This window comes from Caulobacter sp. FG121 (assembly GCF_057809815.1).
In genome coordinates, this window is sequence record NZ_JBMDKR010000003.1 from 64,726 (window position 1) to 79,292 (window position 14,567).

At 67.8% G+C, this 14,567-nt stretch carries 14 protein-coding genes; 7 read left to right on the top strand and 7 right to left on the bottom strand.

The features are described 5' to 3' along the window. Positions 1-44: 44 nt before the first annotated feature. The 3 genes from ACODSL_RS09105 to ndk form a co-directional block, all read right to left on the bottom strand. Positions 45-668: a hypothetical protein gene (locus ACODSL_RS09105; protein ID WP_488900363.1), complete on the bottom strand. Its 624-nt coding sequence runs from the start codon at positions 666-668 to the stop codon at positions 45-47. A 50-nt stretch (positions 669-718) separates the two neighbouring features. Next, on the bottom strand, positions 719-1,357 hold the full coding sequence (locus tag ACODSL_RS09110) for a YoaK family protein (RefSeq protein ID WP_488900364.1): 639 nt from the start codon (positions 1,355-1,357) through the stop codon (positions 719-721). A gap of 78 nt (positions 1,358-1,435) precedes the next feature. Beyond that, entirely contained in the window at positions 1,436-1,855 is a 420-nt protein-coding gene (ndk, locus tag ACODSL_RS09115; protein ID WP_488900365.1) for a nucleoside-diphosphate kinase, read from the bottom strand. A gap of 109 nt (positions 1,856-1,964) precedes the next feature. Here ndk and ACODSL_RS09120 point away from each other — a divergent pair, with 109 nt between their 5' ends. Continuing rightward, positions 1,965-3,851, top strand: a complete 1,887-nt coding sequence (locus ACODSL_RS09120; protein ID WP_488900366.1) for an ABC-F family ATP-binding cassette domain-containing protein — start codon at positions 1,965-1,967, stop codon at positions 3,849-3,851. Between the two features lie 15 nt (positions 3,852-3,866). Here the strand turns inward: ACODSL_RS09120 and ACODSL_RS09125 are convergent, their stop codons facing one another. The 4 genes from ACODSL_RS09125 to ACODSL_RS09140 form a co-directional block, all read right to left on the bottom strand. Continuing rightward, positions 3,867-4,241, bottom strand: coding sequence for a c-type cytochrome (locus ACODSL_RS09125; RefSeq protein WP_488900367.1), 375 nt, complete (start codon positions 4,239-4,241; stop codon positions 3,867-3,869). A gap of 64 nt (positions 4,242-4,305) precedes the next feature. Next, complete coding sequence (locus tag ACODSL_RS09130; protein ID WP_488900368.1) at positions 4,306-4,626, bottom strand: I78 family peptidase inhibitor; 321 nt, start codon at positions 4,624-4,626, stop codon at positions 4,306-4,308. Further along, entirely contained in the window at positions 4,623-5,081 is a 459-nt protein-coding gene (locus ACODSL_RS09135) for a DNA polymerase III subunit chi (protein WP_488900369.1), read from the bottom strand. Before ACODSL_RS09135 ends, ACODSL_RS09130 begins: the two co-directional genes overlap by 4 nt. 9 nt (positions 5,082-5,090) lie before the next feature. Next, positions 5,091-6,569: a leucyl aminopeptidase gene (locus ACODSL_RS09140; protein ID WP_488900370.1), complete on the bottom strand. Its 1,479-nt coding sequence runs from the start codon at positions 6,567-6,569 to the stop codon at positions 5,091-5,093. A 152-nt stretch (positions 6,570-6,721) separates the two neighbouring features. On the opposite strand from ACODSL_RS09140, the gene lptF reads away from it, so the two are divergent. The 6 genes from lptF to rsmA are packed head-to-tail and all read left to right on the top strand — an operon-like array spanning position 6,722 to position 14,483. Then, a complete protein-coding gene (lptF, locus tag ACODSL_RS09145) occupies positions 6,722-7,867 on the top strand; it encodes an LPS export ABC transporter permease LptF (RefSeq protein WP_488900371.1) in 1,146 nt (381 codons plus the stop codon). Continuing rightward, a complete protein-coding gene (lptG, locus tag ACODSL_RS09150; protein WP_488900372.1) occupies positions 7,864-9,009 on the top strand; it encodes an LPS export ABC transporter permease LptG in 1,146 nt (381 codons plus the stop codon). The genes lptF and lptG overlap by 4 nt, the downstream gene beginning before the upstream one ends. After that, the gene (locus ACODSL_RS09155; RefSeq protein ID WP_488900373.1) at positions 9,006-11,261 is read left to right on the top strand and encodes an LPS-assembly protein LptD; all 2,256 of its coding nucleotides are present in this window, start codon (positions 9,006-9,008) and stop codon (positions 11,259-11,261) included. Before lptG ends, ACODSL_RS09155 begins: the two co-directional genes overlap by 4 nt. A 59-nt stretch (positions 11,262-11,320) precedes the next feature. Further along, the gene (locus tag ACODSL_RS09160; protein WP_488900374.1) at positions 11,321-12,676 is read left to right on the top strand and encodes a peptidylprolyl isomerase; all 1,356 of its coding nucleotides are present in this window, start codon (positions 11,321-11,323) and stop codon (positions 12,674-12,676) included. Next, positions 12,673-13,674 carry a 4-hydroxythreonine-4-phosphate dehydrogenase PdxA gene (pdxA, locus tag ACODSL_RS09165; RefSeq protein ID WP_488900375.1) on the top strand — a complete coding sequence of 334 codons (1,002 nt, stop codon included), beginning with the start codon at positions 12,673-12,675 and terminating at the stop codon, positions 13,672-13,674. Before ACODSL_RS09160 ends, pdxA begins: the two co-directional genes overlap by 4 nt. Beyond that, complete coding sequence (gene rsmA / locus ACODSL_RS09170; RefSeq protein WP_488900376.1) at positions 13,671-14,483, top strand: 16S rRNA (adenine(1518)-N(6)/adenine(1519)-N(6))-dimethyltransferase RsmA; 813 nt, start codon at positions 13,671-13,673, stop codon at positions 14,481-14,483. The genes pdxA and rsmA overlap by 4 nt, the downstream gene beginning before the upstream one ends. Positions 14,484-14,567 lie beyond the last annotated feature (84 nt).

Genomic DNA, 14,567 nt, shown 5'->3' on the forward strand with positions numbered 1-14,567 from the left:
TCTCGGAGCTGGCAGGGATCGCGTCCCCGCGTTCAGCAGGCCCGTCAGTCGTCGCCATAGACGGTGCTGGGAACGCCGTTGCGGCGCAGCAGGTCGGCCGCCAGCACAAGCCGCGAGCCGTACTCGGTCCCGTATTTCGCCTTGAGCTCGGTATACCAGACGGCGTGTCGAGTTGGCATCTCGGCCAGCAGCAGCCGCCACTCGGCGGCCACGTGCTTCTGGGCAGTCCGGTCGACCGCGGCGCAGTCCGGCTCGATCGGCATCTGGATGTCATGGCGGCCCCAGGCCTTGCCTTGTCCGAGCACATCCAGAAAGTCCATCCGCGCCAGATCCGGCATGGCCAGCACGGTTGGCTCGTTGAGCCCCTCGGCCAGGATGGCGGTCAGATTGGCCGCCCGGGCGGCCATGGCCGGTTCAGTGCAGGCTGTCTCCCAGTCGGGCGCCGATCGCGCGGCGAGGCTGTCGGCCCTGACCGTCTGTAACGCCACCGTCAGAGCCGCGGAGTCACCCGCGATCCAGGCGTCGATCACCGGATCGAGCTTCGTCGCGGCCAGACCGTCACCGAAAGCCGGGGCCGACGGCGCGCCACCGCCTGAGCATCCCGCCAGCAGCGCCGCCAGTATCAGGCCCGGCAACGCGCGCCGCGCCCATGTCATCTGGATGTTCATCGCGACCCCTGCCTTCGGGCGTCTCTAGGTCGCCACGGCTGAACGCCTGATTAAGCGCGCTCTTCGACCAGCCGTATGATCGCCAGACCCGCGACCACCGCCGCAGCGCCCCAGAGCGCCAGGGTCCCCACCAGCAGGTAGGCCGCCGCGCCGATCGCTCCGCCCGCCGTCAGTCCGGCCCAGAGCAGCAGGTACGGCCCCCAGGCCCAGCGGTCGCCGCCCGTAAGCGCGGCCGCGATCCGTTGGCCAGCCTTGACCAGCGCGCCCGTCATGTAGGTCAGGCCGACGCCGACATCGCCGTTGCGCTGGAACACCGCGTTTTCCGCGCCCATGGCCAGCACCATCGCGGCGACGCCAGCCGCGCCATACCCAACCATGAATAACCCGGCGCTCGCGGTCAGGAGGCCGGCTTCCAGCACCAGCACCGCGGAACGACGATCCTCGCCCACCCGACGAGCCAGAAGGGCGCCGAGCACGACGCCGGTAACGAACAGCGCGACAATGGACAGGACCGTCACCGCCGCCTGGACGTGGCCGGTCGCCAGTCCAACGCCCAGCCGGGTCGAGTTGCCGCTCATGAAGGAGACGAAGAAGCCGCCGAGCTTGAGGAAGCCGATCGCGTCGACATAGCCCGCAACGCCCGACAGGGCGGCGGCCAGGGCCACATCTCGACGACCATAGTCCTTCATGCCCTCGCTCCGGATACGACAACGGCCGGATCGTCACCGATCCGGCCGCGCCGTGTCATGCAAAAAAGCCTGATGGCCCTAGCCGACGATGTCGGCGTCCGTGAAGAACTGGGCGATTTCGATGCCCGCGTTCTCGAGGCTGTCGGAGCCATGCACCGAATTCTCGCCGATCGACAGGGCGAACAGCTTGCGGATCGTGCCTTCGGCGGCCTGTTCCGGGTTGGTGGCGCCCATGACTTCGCGATAGCGGGCCACGGCGTTGTCGCCTTCCAGCACCTGGACGACGACCGGCTCGGCGGTCATCTGGCCGACCAGTTCGCCGTAGAACGGGCGGGCGGCGTGGACTTCATAGAATTTCTTAGCCTGGGCTTCCGTCAGCTTGATGCGCTTCTGCGCCACGATGCGCAGACCCGCGCCTTCGATGACGGCGTTGACGGCGCCCGTGAGGTTCCGGCGCGTGGCGTCGGGCTTGATGATCGAGAAAGTGCGTTCAGTCATGGCTAGTTCAGAGCCTTACACATGAGGTGGTGTTTGGGAGGTCGCGGGCTTATAGCGGCGGGCCCCCGATCCGCCAACACTTCTCGAAAAGGGCTTTAGGCCCCCCACCATGCTTCAGATCAACGACCTCACCTTTAACGCCTGGGGGCGACGCTTCTTCGACAAGGCGGGCGTTTCCCTGCCGCCCGGCTCCAAGGTGGGCCTCGTCGGTCGCAATGGCGTCGGCAAGTCGACCCTGTTCAAGCTGATCATGGGCGAGCTGCAGGCCGGCGGCGACGAGATCAGCCTGCCGAAGAACACCCGTATCGGCCAGGTGGCGCAGGAGCATCCCGCGACGCCGGTCTCGCTGATCGACACCATCCTCGAGGCCGACGACGAGCGGCACGAACTGCTGACCCGGCTGGAGACGGCCGATCCCGAAGAGATGGGCGACATCTGGACCCGGCTGATCGAGATCGATGCCGACTCTGCGCCTTCGCGCGCTGCGGAAATTCTCGCCGGTCTGGGCTTCACCGTCGAAGATCTGCAAAGGCCGATGGCCGAGTTCTCCGGTGGCTGGCGCATGCGCGTGGCGCTTGCCGCCGCCCTGTTCAGCGAGCCTGACCTGCTGCTGCTCGACGAACCGACGAACTACCTCGACCTCGAAGGCGCCCTTTGGCTTGAGGCCCGGCTGAAGAAGTATCCCAACACGGCGCTGATCATCAGCCACGACCGCGAACTGCTGAACAACAGCTGCACCCACATCCTGCATCTCGCGGCGGCCAAGCTGGAAATCTACACCGGCGGCTACGACGACTTCGAAAAGCGCCGCGCGGAGAAATCGCGCCTGCAGCTGTCGGCCAAGGCCAAGCAGGACGCCGAGCGCGCCCACCTGCAGGCCTTCGTGGACCGCTTCAAGGCCAAGGCCTCCAAGGCGGCGCAGGCGCAGTCGCGGATGAAACGGCTGGCCAAGATGGAGCCGGTGGCCACGACCATCGAGGAGCGCGTCGCGCCCTTCACCCTGCCCTCGCCGCCCCGCCCGCTGGCGCCGCCGCTGATCCGGCTGGAGAAGGCCAATGTCGGATACGAGGACAGCAAGCCGATCCTGCGCAATCTCAACCTGCGCATGGACCTGGATGACCGCATCGGTCTGCTGGGCGTCAACGGGGCTGGCAAGTCGACCTTCGCCAAGCTGATCGCCGGCGCGCTGGGCGTGCAGAGCGGCGAATTCCATCGGGACCGCAAGATGAAGGTCGGCTGGTTCCACCAGCACCAGATCGAGGCGATGGATCCGGAGGACACCCCTTTGGAGATCATCCGACGGGCCATGCCGGACGCGTCGGAGTCCTCCCGCCGGTCTCGGTTGGCGCAGTTCGGCCTGGGCTTCGAGAAACAGGAAACCACCGTCGCTAACCTGTCGGGCGGCGAGCGGGCGCGGCTGCTGCTGAACATGGTGGCGATGGATGCGCCGCACATGCTGATCCTCGATGAGCCGACCAACCACCTCGACATCGACAGTCGCCGCTCGTTGCTGGATGCGCTGAACGACTATGAGGGCGCGGTGATCCTGATCACCCACGACCGCTCGCTGATGGAGCTGGTTGCCGACCGGCTGTGGCTGGCGGCGGATGGCACGATCAAGCCGTTCAACGGCGACATGGACGACTACGCGAAGTTCGTCATCGACAAGGCTCGCGTCGCCGCCCGCGCCCCAACCCAGGTGAAAGCAACGGAACCCGAGCCGGTGAAGGCCGCACCGCCGCCTCCGCCTCGCCCGTCAGCCGCCCAGGCCGGACCCCTGAAGCGCAAGCTGGAGGCCGCCGAGGCCGTGGTCACACGCACGACCAAAGCGCTGGAAGAGATCGACGTCGTGCTGGCGGATCCGGCGCTCTACGTGAAGAACCCCGGACAGGCGGCGGATCTCGGTCAGAAGCGCATCAAGGCCCAGGCCGCGGTGGACAAGGCCGAGTCCGAATGGATGGCCATCGCCGAACAGCTGGCGGCGGCGGAAGGATAAGAGAGCCCCCGCGCGTTAGCGCTTTGGCTCCAGGCTCCGCAGATAGGCCGTCAGCGCCGAGACTTCGTCAGGATCGAGCGTCGCGACGGGCATCCGGGGATGAGTCGGGCGCGAGCCCTCTTCCTGAATCGCCTGCGACGGCAGCATGCCCTCGTCCAGCAGCTGGGCCAGGCCTCCGGCGGGGTAACGCCTGTGCAGGGTGCGAAACGGCGGCGCGTCGGCCAGCGGGCTCGCGCCCTCTCCGGCCGCATGGCATCCGCCACAGGCATGGTCCGCGACGCGTCGGCCATAGGCCAGTGTGGCCGGATCGGGATCGGCGGCCATCGCCGGAACGGATGTCGCCGACGCGAGCAGGAGCGCCAGGCTCAGGGCAACTGTGGATCTGGACACGGTGAACTCCGAACGGACGATCAACCGACTCTGGACGCTTCCGCACCGGACACCTTGACCGGGATCAACCGCACTTAACTTCCTTGATCACCCCGGTCTCGGAATCGAAGAAGATATTCAGTCGGTCCGGACGGTAATCCATCGTCACCGGGCAGGTGGTACAGGCGACCCGTCGCTTTGACGGATCGGTGGGCACCGGAATGCGGCTGCGGGGCTGGCCGACGAGCCATTGCAGATCCCGGGCGCCGCAGGCATCCGGCCGGGCGGGCGGCGGTAGCGGAATTGTCGGGGCGTCGGCGATGCTTGCAGGTGGCGCGGGTGGCGGCGATGGCGCGGCCGCACAGGCGGCCAGGCTGAAAAACACGAACAAGGTCAGTTGCTTCACGCGATTTTCTCCCAACCCCGTTGGTCGCCCTGCCGCCAGTAGCTGATCGGACGACCTTCGGCCTTGAAGGCCTTCCAGCGTTGCCGCGCCTGGGCCAACGCCGCCTCGTCGCGGCCGTCAAACAGGACGATGCAGCGTTCGTGCGATGACAGGTCGCCCGGCTCGGCGCCGTCGACCAGGAACAACGCCTGGGCGGTATTGGGCGTTTCCATACCGGTGGTCAGCAGCACAGGCTGGTGCTCGGCGAAGGGCTCGCCGGCCAGGCCGTGCGGCAGGAAGCTCTCGTCGCGAAAGCTCCACAGCCAGTTGTCGAGATGGTCGAGCCGTTCCTGTCCCGGGGTGCGGACAACGGCCCGCCACCCCTTCTTCAGCGTCTTGTCCAGCAGGTCGGGCAGCACCTGATCGAGCGACGAGCGCTCAAGGTGGTAAAACCAGACTTCGCAGGACTCGGCCATGCCCGAACCCTAGACCTCGTACTTGTCCGCCACCATCCGGTTCAGCAGCCGCACGCCGAAGCCGGTGGCGCCGTCCGGAATGGTCGGAACCGTCGAGGGCTTCTTCCAGGCGGTCGAGGCGATGTCGAGGTGCGCCCAGGGCAGCCCGTTGACGAACTTCTGCAGGAACAGCGCCGCCGTGATTGATCCGCCCGCCCGGCCGTTTCCGGTGTTCTTGAGGTCGGCGATCATGCTCTCGATCTGCTTGTTGTACTGATCGGGCATCGGCATCCGCCAAAGCGGCTCGGCCTCGGCCTTCGAGGCGGCCAGAAGATTGTCTGACAACTCATCGTTATTGCTGAACAAACCGCCCAGATCGTTACCCAGAGAGATGATGATCGCGCCGGTCAGCGTGGCAAGATCAACCATGAACTTCGGCTTGAAACGGTCCTGGCAGTACCAGAGCGCGTCGGCCAGAACGAGGCGGCCTTCGGCGTCAGTGTTGATGATCTCGATGGTCTGGCCCGACATCGAGGTGACCACGTCGCCCGGGCGCTGGGCATTGCCGTCGGGCATGTTCTCGACCAGGCCGAGGATGCCGACGGCGTTGACCTTCGCCTTGCGGCCGGCCAGCGCGTGCATGACGCCGGCCACGGCGGCCGCGCCGCCCATGTCCCACTTCATGTCTTCCATGCCGTCGGCCGGCTTCAGGCTGATGCCGCCCGTGTCGAAACAAACGCCCTTGCCGACAAAGGCGATCGGCTGGCTGTCGCCGCCGCCCTTCCACTGGATCACGGCCAGCTGGCTGTCGCGAACGCTGCCCTGGCCAACGCCGAGCAGGCTGCCCATGCCCAGCTTCATCATCGCTTCCTCGTCGAGGATCTCGACCTCGAGACCCAGCGACTCCAGCGCCTTGACGCGTTTGGCGAACTCGGCCGGGTACAGGACGTTCGGCGGCTCGGACACCAGATCGCGCGAGAAGTAGATCGCCTCCCCCAGCGCCTTGAGCGGCGCATAGGCGGCCTCGGCCGCCGCGGGATCGTCGGCGTGGATGACAACAGTCTGGACCGAGGGCTTGGCCTCAGGTTTCTCGGTCGTGCGGTAGCGATCGAAGCGGTAGGCCGCAAGGGTCGCGCCCAGCGCAGCCTGCGCCGCCTCAGCCGCTGTCGCGCCCGGCAGCAGAACGTGCAGGGTGTCAGAGCCGCTGGACTTGGTGCTCTGGAAGGCCTGGGCCGCGAAACGCTCGGCGGCGTCCGCGTTCCAGTCCGCGCCGGCCCCGACAACGAGCAGACGCTGAACGTCCAGGCCCGCAGGCACGACCAGTTCGACCGTCTGGCCGGGCTTGCCCGTGAAACGACCGGCGGCGATGGCGCGCGAGACCGCGCCACTCGCGGCCTTGTCCAAATCCTCGGCGGCAGCGGAGAGCTTGCCCCCCTCGAAAGCCATCACGGCGACGGCGCCGCCCGTGGGGGCGACCGTCCGGTCAGCGGCGGCGAAAGCGATGCGCATGGAGCACTCCTCAAATCTGTCTGGCGGGCATAGTCCAACCCGCGACCATAGGAAAGCTTGGGCGGTTGTATCGGCCTTGGACGGGCGTATAGAACGGACGGCCCCCTGATTGGGGTTTCCCCAGACTCCAGACGGGTTCAGCTTCCTCCACGATGCGTCTTATCGAGCGCTATCTGTTTCGCCAGCTTCTGACCCCGACGCTCCTCGCGGCGGCGGCGCTGGGCGCGGTCGGCCTGTTGAGTCAGAGCCTGGGACAGCTCGACATCATCATCGAGCAGCGTCAGACGGCCTGGGTGTTTCTGAAGGTCATCGTGCTGGCGATGCCCCAGCTGCTGAACCTGATCCTGCCGATCGCCGTGTTCGTCGCGGCGCTGGTGGCGCTCAACCGGCTGCATGCCGAGCATGAGCTGGTCGTCTGCTACGCCGCGGGCATGAGCCGCTGGCGGGTCATGGCGCCGGGCATGCGGCTGGCGGTGATGGCGACCCTGATCGGCCTTGCCGTGAACCTGTGGGTTCAACCGGCGTCCTATCGGGCGATGCGCGAGATCTTCTACGCCGCCAAGACCGACCTGGCGGCGACGCTGGTGCGCGAAGGCGAGTTCACCGAACCGGCGCCGCGCCTGACCGTCTACGGCCAGACCGTCGAGAGCGACGGCAAGATCCGCAACCTGTTCATCCATCACCGGACCGAAAAGGGCGGCGCGACCACCTACACCGCCAAGGAAGGCCGGATCACCTATCGCGAAGGCCAGCCGGTCCTGGTCATGCGCAACGGATCCAACCAGGAGTTCTCGCGCACCGGCGTACTGAACTACCTGTCGTTCGAGGAATATGCCCTCGACCTGACGCCGTTCCTGAAGACCCGCGATGGCGTCACGTACGAAGCGTCGGACCGTTATCTCCACGAGCTTCTGTTCCCGGACCTGTCGAAATCCTACGAGCGCAAGAACCGGGAGAAGCTGATCGCCGAAGGCCATTCACGCCTCGCGTCGCCGCTCTACAGCATCACCTTCATGGCCATGGCCTTCGCCGCTGTGCTGGGCTCCAGCTTCAACCGCCTGGGGTACGGGCGACGGATCGCCATCGCCGGCGCGCTGGCGGCGGTGGTGCGGATTATCGGTTTCGCCGTGCAGTCGGCCTGCGAGGACAGCCCGTGGCTGAACATTCTGCAGTACCTGATCCCGATCCTGGCCGGCGCCTGGGCGTTCAGCCAGCTGTTCCGTGACGTCGAACGGCGTCAGGGCTGGCGCGAATGGCTGCCGATCGTCGTCGGTCGGGCCCGCGGAGCGGCCGCATGAAGGGAATCGGTCGCCTCGAGCGCTATGTGCTGACCCGCACGCTCGCCGGCGTGGCCGGCGCGCTGGCCGTCATCGGCGCAGTCATCCTGCTGATCGATTTCGTTGAAGTGTCCCGCACGGTGGGCGGTCGCGGCGACGCGGGCTTCCCCCGCCTGTTGTGGCTGACGCTGCTCAAGGCGCCGTCGACGATCCTGACCCTGCTGCCCTTCGCCTTCCTGTTCGGCACCCTCGCCGCGTTCGTCGGCCTGAACCGCCGCAGCGAGCTGATCGCCATGCGTGCGGCCGGGGTTTCGGCCTGGCGGTTCATACTGCCGGCCGCCGCCGCCGCTTTCGTGGTCGGCGCGGTTACGGTGTCCGCGCTCAATCCGCTGGCCGCCATGCTCGGCGCGTCGTTCGAACGCTCGCGGACAGCCATCGCCGCCGAGTTCCAGACCTCCGCCGCCAAGGACACCTGGCTGCGACAGGGCGACGCCACCTCGCAGGTCGTCATCCGGGCTCGCGCTCACGACGAGATCAACGGCTCGGTCCGCCTCAAGGATGTCTCGATGTTTATCTACCGGGTCACCCCGAACGGCGGGCTGGAGTTCTCCAGGCGGCTCGAGGCGGAGGAGGCGCGTCTGATGCCGGGATACTGGCGGTTGCGCGGGGTGCGGGAGGCCGCGCCGGGCGCGGGTTCGGTGCGCTCCGAAACCCTGTCCATCCCGTCGACGCTCGATGAGCAGGCGGCCATCGAACGCTTTACGACCCCCGACGCCATCGCTTTCTGGCGCCTGCCGGCGACCATCCGCGGGACCGAGGCGGCCGGCTTCTCCGCTCTGCCCTACCGCCTGCGGCTGCACCAGTTGCTGGCCACCCCGCTGCTCTACGCGGCCCTGTCCGTGCTCGCGGCGGCGTTTTCGCTGCGGCTGATGCGACTGGGAGGGCTGGCCGCGCTGGCCGCGTCGGGCGTCGCGCTGGGATTCATCTTCTTCTTTTTCAACCAGTTCTGCGGCGCGCTGGGCAAGGCCGAGATCCTTCCGGCCTTCGCCGCCGCCTGGGCGCCGCCGCTGCTGGCGCTGTTATCGGGACTGACCCTGCTTTGCTATACGGAAGACGGGGGAATCGCGCGGACTCGCGCACCCGGGAGAAAGACGGCCAGATGAGCCAAGCTCGACGCTATGCCGGACGCGCCGGCCTGCTGGCCGGCGGCGCCTTGATGGCGCTGGCCTTCGTCGCGCCCGCGGCCGCACAGGCTGTCGCCACAGCGCCGGTGGCCGCCGCCGAGGACGACGGTCTCGGCGACCGTGGATTCTATCTGGAATCGGACCTGCTCATCCAGGACGACGGCCAGCAGCTGGTTACCGCCCGCGGCGGCGTCGAAATCCGCTATCGCGGCCGGACCCTGCGCGCCGGCGAAGTGATCTACGACATCAAGAGCGGTGTCATCACCGCCCGCGACAAGGTCGTGATCATCGATCCCTCGGGCGCCGTCAGCTTCGCTGACGTGATGATCCTCGACGAGGAACTGCGCTCCGGCGTCGCCCAGGGCTTCTCCGCCCGGCTGGCGAACAATGTGAAAATCGCCGCCGCCACGGCTGTCCGTCGCAGCGACACCGTCAACGAACTCAACAAGGCGATCTATACGCCCTGCGAGATCTGCGCCTCCGATCCGAGCCGTCCGCCGACCTGGTCGATTCGCGCCGACAAGGTCGTCGAGGATCGCGAAAAGCAGATCATCTACTACCGGAATGCCGTCATCGAGCTGTTCGGCATCCCCGTCTTCTACGCACCGGTGTTCTGGCACCCCGACCCCAGCGCAGACCGCAAGTCGGGTCTGCTGCCGCCGAAGATCGTCGCGTCAGAGCGCCGTGGCCTGTCCTATGAACAGCCCTACGCCTGGATCATCTCGCCCTCCCAGGACCTCGTGATCAGCCCGCAGCTGAACACCAAGGTGAACCCGTTCGTGAACTTCCAGTGGCGTCGGCGGTTCGAGAACGGCCAGATCAACGCCCGCTTCGGCTACACCTACGAACACGATCTGAGCAGCGACGGCGATCGCATCGGCGACCTGACCTCGCGCAGTTATGTACTGGCCGACGGGGCGTTCGACCTGGCCGATCACTGGCGCTGGGGTTTCGCGGCGGAACGATCGTCGGAAGACCTGCTGTTCGACAAGTACGACATCAGCGACGTCTATGCGCAGCGCGGACTCGTGCCGTCCGACGACAAGCGGCTGACCTCGCAGGTCTACGCCGTTCGTCAGGACGAGCGGTCCTATTTCAGCATCGCCGCCGTCAGCATCCAGGGCCTGCGCCCGGGCGACAACGACCGCACCTTCCCGACGATCGCACCGCTGGTCGAAGGCTACTGGGAGCCGGAAGGTCCGGTGCTTGGAGGCCGTCTGCGTGTTCGAGGCCGCGCTGTCGGCCTGACGCGCGAGCAGTCACAGTTCGTCGCCACCCAACCCGGCACGGACAGTCAGCGCGCCTCGGCCGGCGTCGACTGGCGCCGCAACTTCACCTTCGCCAGCGGCCTGCGGCTGTCGCCCTTCGCCGAAGCGCGCACCGATGTGTTCGCGGTCAGCGACCTGCCACCGCCCAATCTTGGTCAAAGCGACACGATCACGCGGGCTGTCGGCGTCGCCGGGGTAGACGTCAGCTATCCGCTTTACCGGCGCGACGGCGACCGCACACTGGTGCTTGAACCGCTGCTGCAGGTGGCGCTGTCGCCGGACACCAAGCCCAACCCGCTGGTCACCAACGAAGACAGCTCGGTTCTCGAGTTCGACGAGACCAATCTGCTGCGCGCGAACAAGTTCCCCGGATTCGACCTCTACGAGGGCGGCCAGCGGATCAACACCGGCGTCCGGGCCAGCCTGCTCTACGACGACGGGCGCGGCCTGAGCGTCCTGCTGGGGCGCAGCTTCCGCGCCGAGCCGGACAAGCAGTTCCCCCTGCGCAGCGGCCTTCAGCCCAAGGCGTCCGACTGGATCGTCGCGGCGGAAGGCACGCCTGTCGAAGGCATCAACTTCTTCACCCGCGCCCGGTTCGACGCGAAGAACTGGGACGTCCAGCGGCTCGAGGTCGGCGTCAACGTCGAGTCGGACCGGGCCCAGGGCTTTGTGCGCTATCTCCGCGACAACCAGGACATCACCGGCGTCCAGCGCGAGGACATCGACTTCGCCGGCCAGGTGATGGTGGCCGGCAACTGGGGCGTGACCTTTGCCGGCGTGCGCGACATCGAGAGCGATGTGTGGCGCCGCCAGGAATTCGGCGCGCTGTACCGGGACGACTGCATCGACCTCGCGGTCGTCTGGGTGCACGAGGAAACCTATAACCGCACCCTGGGCCCGTCGGACTCGGTGATCCTGCGCCTAACGCTCGCCACATTGGGCGATAAAGGCTACAGGCAATGAAATTCGGCCGGGGCCCCACGACTCGGCCGGGCCAAACTCTCAAGGGAACGACCAGATTGATGAAGTCGGTGCGTAGCATGACGGGCTTGGCGATGGCGGCTGTGTCCGTCGTGAGCCTCGGCCTGGCGCCCATAGCGTCCGCCCAGGATGCGCCCGCCGCCGTGTACGCGCCGCCGGCCGCACCGACCATCACGGCCGCCGACGCGCCCCTGCCCACCGTTTCCGAAAGTGTCGCGGCGATCGTCAACGACGACATCGTCTCGACCTATGACCTGGTCCAGCGCATGCGCCTTCTGGTGCTGACCGCCGGCATCCAGCCGACCGAGGAAAACCTGCCGCAGCTTCAGCGTGAGGCCCTGCGCGGGCTGATCGAGGAACGCCTGCAGCTGCAGGAACTTCGCCGGATCGAGAAAGAGAACAAGATCGACATCGTCGCGTCGGACGCCGACGTCGACTCCGCGATCGCCGACATGGCCCGCGGCGCCAACAACATGACGACCGACCAGCTGATCGCCCAGCTGCGCGCCGCCGGCATTGGCCCGGAGACCCTGCGCGCCCAGCTCCGCGCCGAGATCAGCTGGCAGGGCTACATCAGCGGTCGCTTCCGGGGCCGCCTGCGGATCGGACGCGACCAGATCAAGGCGACGCTGGATCGCCTGGCCGCCCAGGCCAGCAAGCCGCAGTACCAGATCAGCGAAGTCTATATCGAGGCCGCCCGTGTCGGCGGCATGGACGTCGCCGTCCAGGGCGCACAATCCCTGATCGACCAGATGCAGAAGGGCGCGCCCTTCCCGGCCGTCGCGCGCCAGTTCTCGGCCTCGCCGACCGCGGCCAACGGCGGCGACGCCGGCTGGATCGGCGCCGGCGAGATGCCCTCCGAAGTCGACGCCGTGCTTGACCAGCTGCGCCCGGGCCAGCTGTCGCCGCCGATTCCGACCCAGGATGGCGTCTACATCATCTACCTGCGCGACAAGCGCGCCGGTTCGAACGTGACCATGGTCACGCTCAAGCAGATCGCCGTGCCCCTCGAGGAAACCGCGACACCGGAGCAGATCCAGGCCGCAGCGAACACGCTGGAGGGTCTGCGCAAGAAGATCACCGGCTGCGCCGACCTGGAAGCCAAGGCCGGCGCCGATCCGTCGGTTCTGGCGGGCGATCTGGGTGAGGCCGACATCAGCACGCTGGCGCCGGACTTCCAGACGGCGGTGGCCGCCACAACGGACGGCCAGCTGTCTCAGCCGATCCGCACCTCGCTCGGTCTGCACCTGATCATGGTCTGCGGCCGCCGCGCCAGCGGCGCGCAGCTGCCGACGCCGGAACAGGTTGAGTCGCGCCTGATCAGCGTCCAGCTGTCGAACATCTCCAAGCGAATCCTGCGCGATCTGCGCACCAGCGCGACCATCGAAACGCGGTGACGGCAGCGCCTCTGGCCCTGAGCCTGGGCGATCCCGCCGGGATCGGTCCGGAGATCACGGTCAAGGCGTGGCGAGCCCTGCGCGAGCAGGGACCCGCCTTCATGGTTGTCGGCGACGTCCAGGCCCTGGCCTCGGCGCCCGGCGCACCGGCGCCCGTCCGCGCCGTCACCGGGCCGAAGGAGGCCCTGGAGGTCTTCGCCGACGCGATCCCGATCCTCGACATTCCGCTGTCGACGCCAGTTGTCGCCGGTCAGCCGAACCCCGCCAACGGCGGGTCCGTGATCCGCTGGATCGAGACCGGCGCGGGGCTGGCCCTGTCGGGCGACGTCAGCGGCCTGGTGACCGCCCCGATCGCCAAGGCTCCGCTGTACGCCGCCGGATTCCGGTTCCCCGGCCACACCGAATTCCTCGCCGACCTGACCGCCGCCGGCCAGCAGGACGGGCCGCGCGGGCCGGTGATGATGCTGGTCGCGGGCGACCTGCGCGCCGCGCTGGTGACGATCCATACGCCACTGGCGAAGGTGTCCAGTCAGCTGACGGTCGAGGGCGTCGTCAACACGGCGCTGGTGACCGCGCGCGCGCTCCGGCGTGACTTCGGCATCGCCGCCCCCCGGATGGTGCTCTGCGGCCTCAATCCACATGCGGGCGAGTCCGGCGAGATCGGGCGAGAGGAGATCGACATCCTGCAGCCCGCCGTCCGGGCGCTGGCTGACTTGGGCGTGACGCTGAAGGGACCCCTGCCGGCCGACAGCCTGTTTCATGCCGAGGCCCGCGCCGGCTACGACGCCGCCATCTGCCTCTACCACGACCAGGCGCTGATTCCCGTGAAGATGCTCGACTTCTGGGGCGGGGTGAATGTCACCCTGGGGCTGCCGATCGTGCGCACCTCGCCCGATCACGGCACCGGTTTCGACATCGCCGGGCGCGGCCTGGCCCGTCCCGACAGCCTGATCGCGGCGATCCGGCTTGCGGCGCAGATCGCGGACCGCCGGGGATGAACCTGGACTCCCTCCCGCCCCTCCGCGACAGCCTCGGGGAACACGGCCTGCTGGCCGACAAGAGCTTTGGCCAGCACTTCCTGCTGGACCTCAACATCACCCGCAAGATCGCCCGGCTGGCCGGTCCGCTGGACGGTCAAACCGTCATTGAGGTCGGGCCGGGCCCCGGCGGCCTGACGCGCGCCCTACTCGAGGCCGGCGCGACCGTCATCGCCATCGAGAAAGACCCGCGCTTCCTGCCGCTACTGGAAGAGCTGGCGCAGGCCGCCGACGGCCGGTTGACCCTGGTGCAGGGCGACGCCCTTAAGGTCGACGAGGCGGCCCTGGCCGGCGGCCCCGGCCATGTGGTGGCCAACCTGCCCTACAACGTCGGCACGCCGCTGCTGATCAAATGGCTGACAGGGCCATGGCGGCCGCTGTCGATGAGTTTGATGTTCCAGAAGGAGGTCGCCGACCGCATCGCCGCGCCGGTCGGTTCGGACGCCTACGGCCGGCTGGGCGTGATCTGCCAGGCGCTGTGCAGCGCCAGGGTGGTCATGGACCTCCCCGCCCGCGCCTTCACCCCGCCGCCAAAGGTCGCCTCGGCCGTCGTACGGCTGGATCCGCTGTCCGACCGACCGCCTGAGGCGGAAATCGCCGCGCTGGAAAAGGTCACCGCCGCCGCCTTCGGACAGCGGCGAAAGATGCTGCGGTCCAGTCTCAGAATGCTGGGCGGGGAAGCGCTGTGCGTGAGGGCGGACATCGATCCGGGCGTGAGAGCCGAGACCGTTCCGGTCGAAGGGTTCCTGAGGCTAGCGCGAGCGCTCTGAGAACGATCGCATCGTCCGTTGAAGGGATGACAGACCGAGGCCGGCTGCTTTAGCGTTGCCCGATACCGGGCAAGGTCCCCCGAC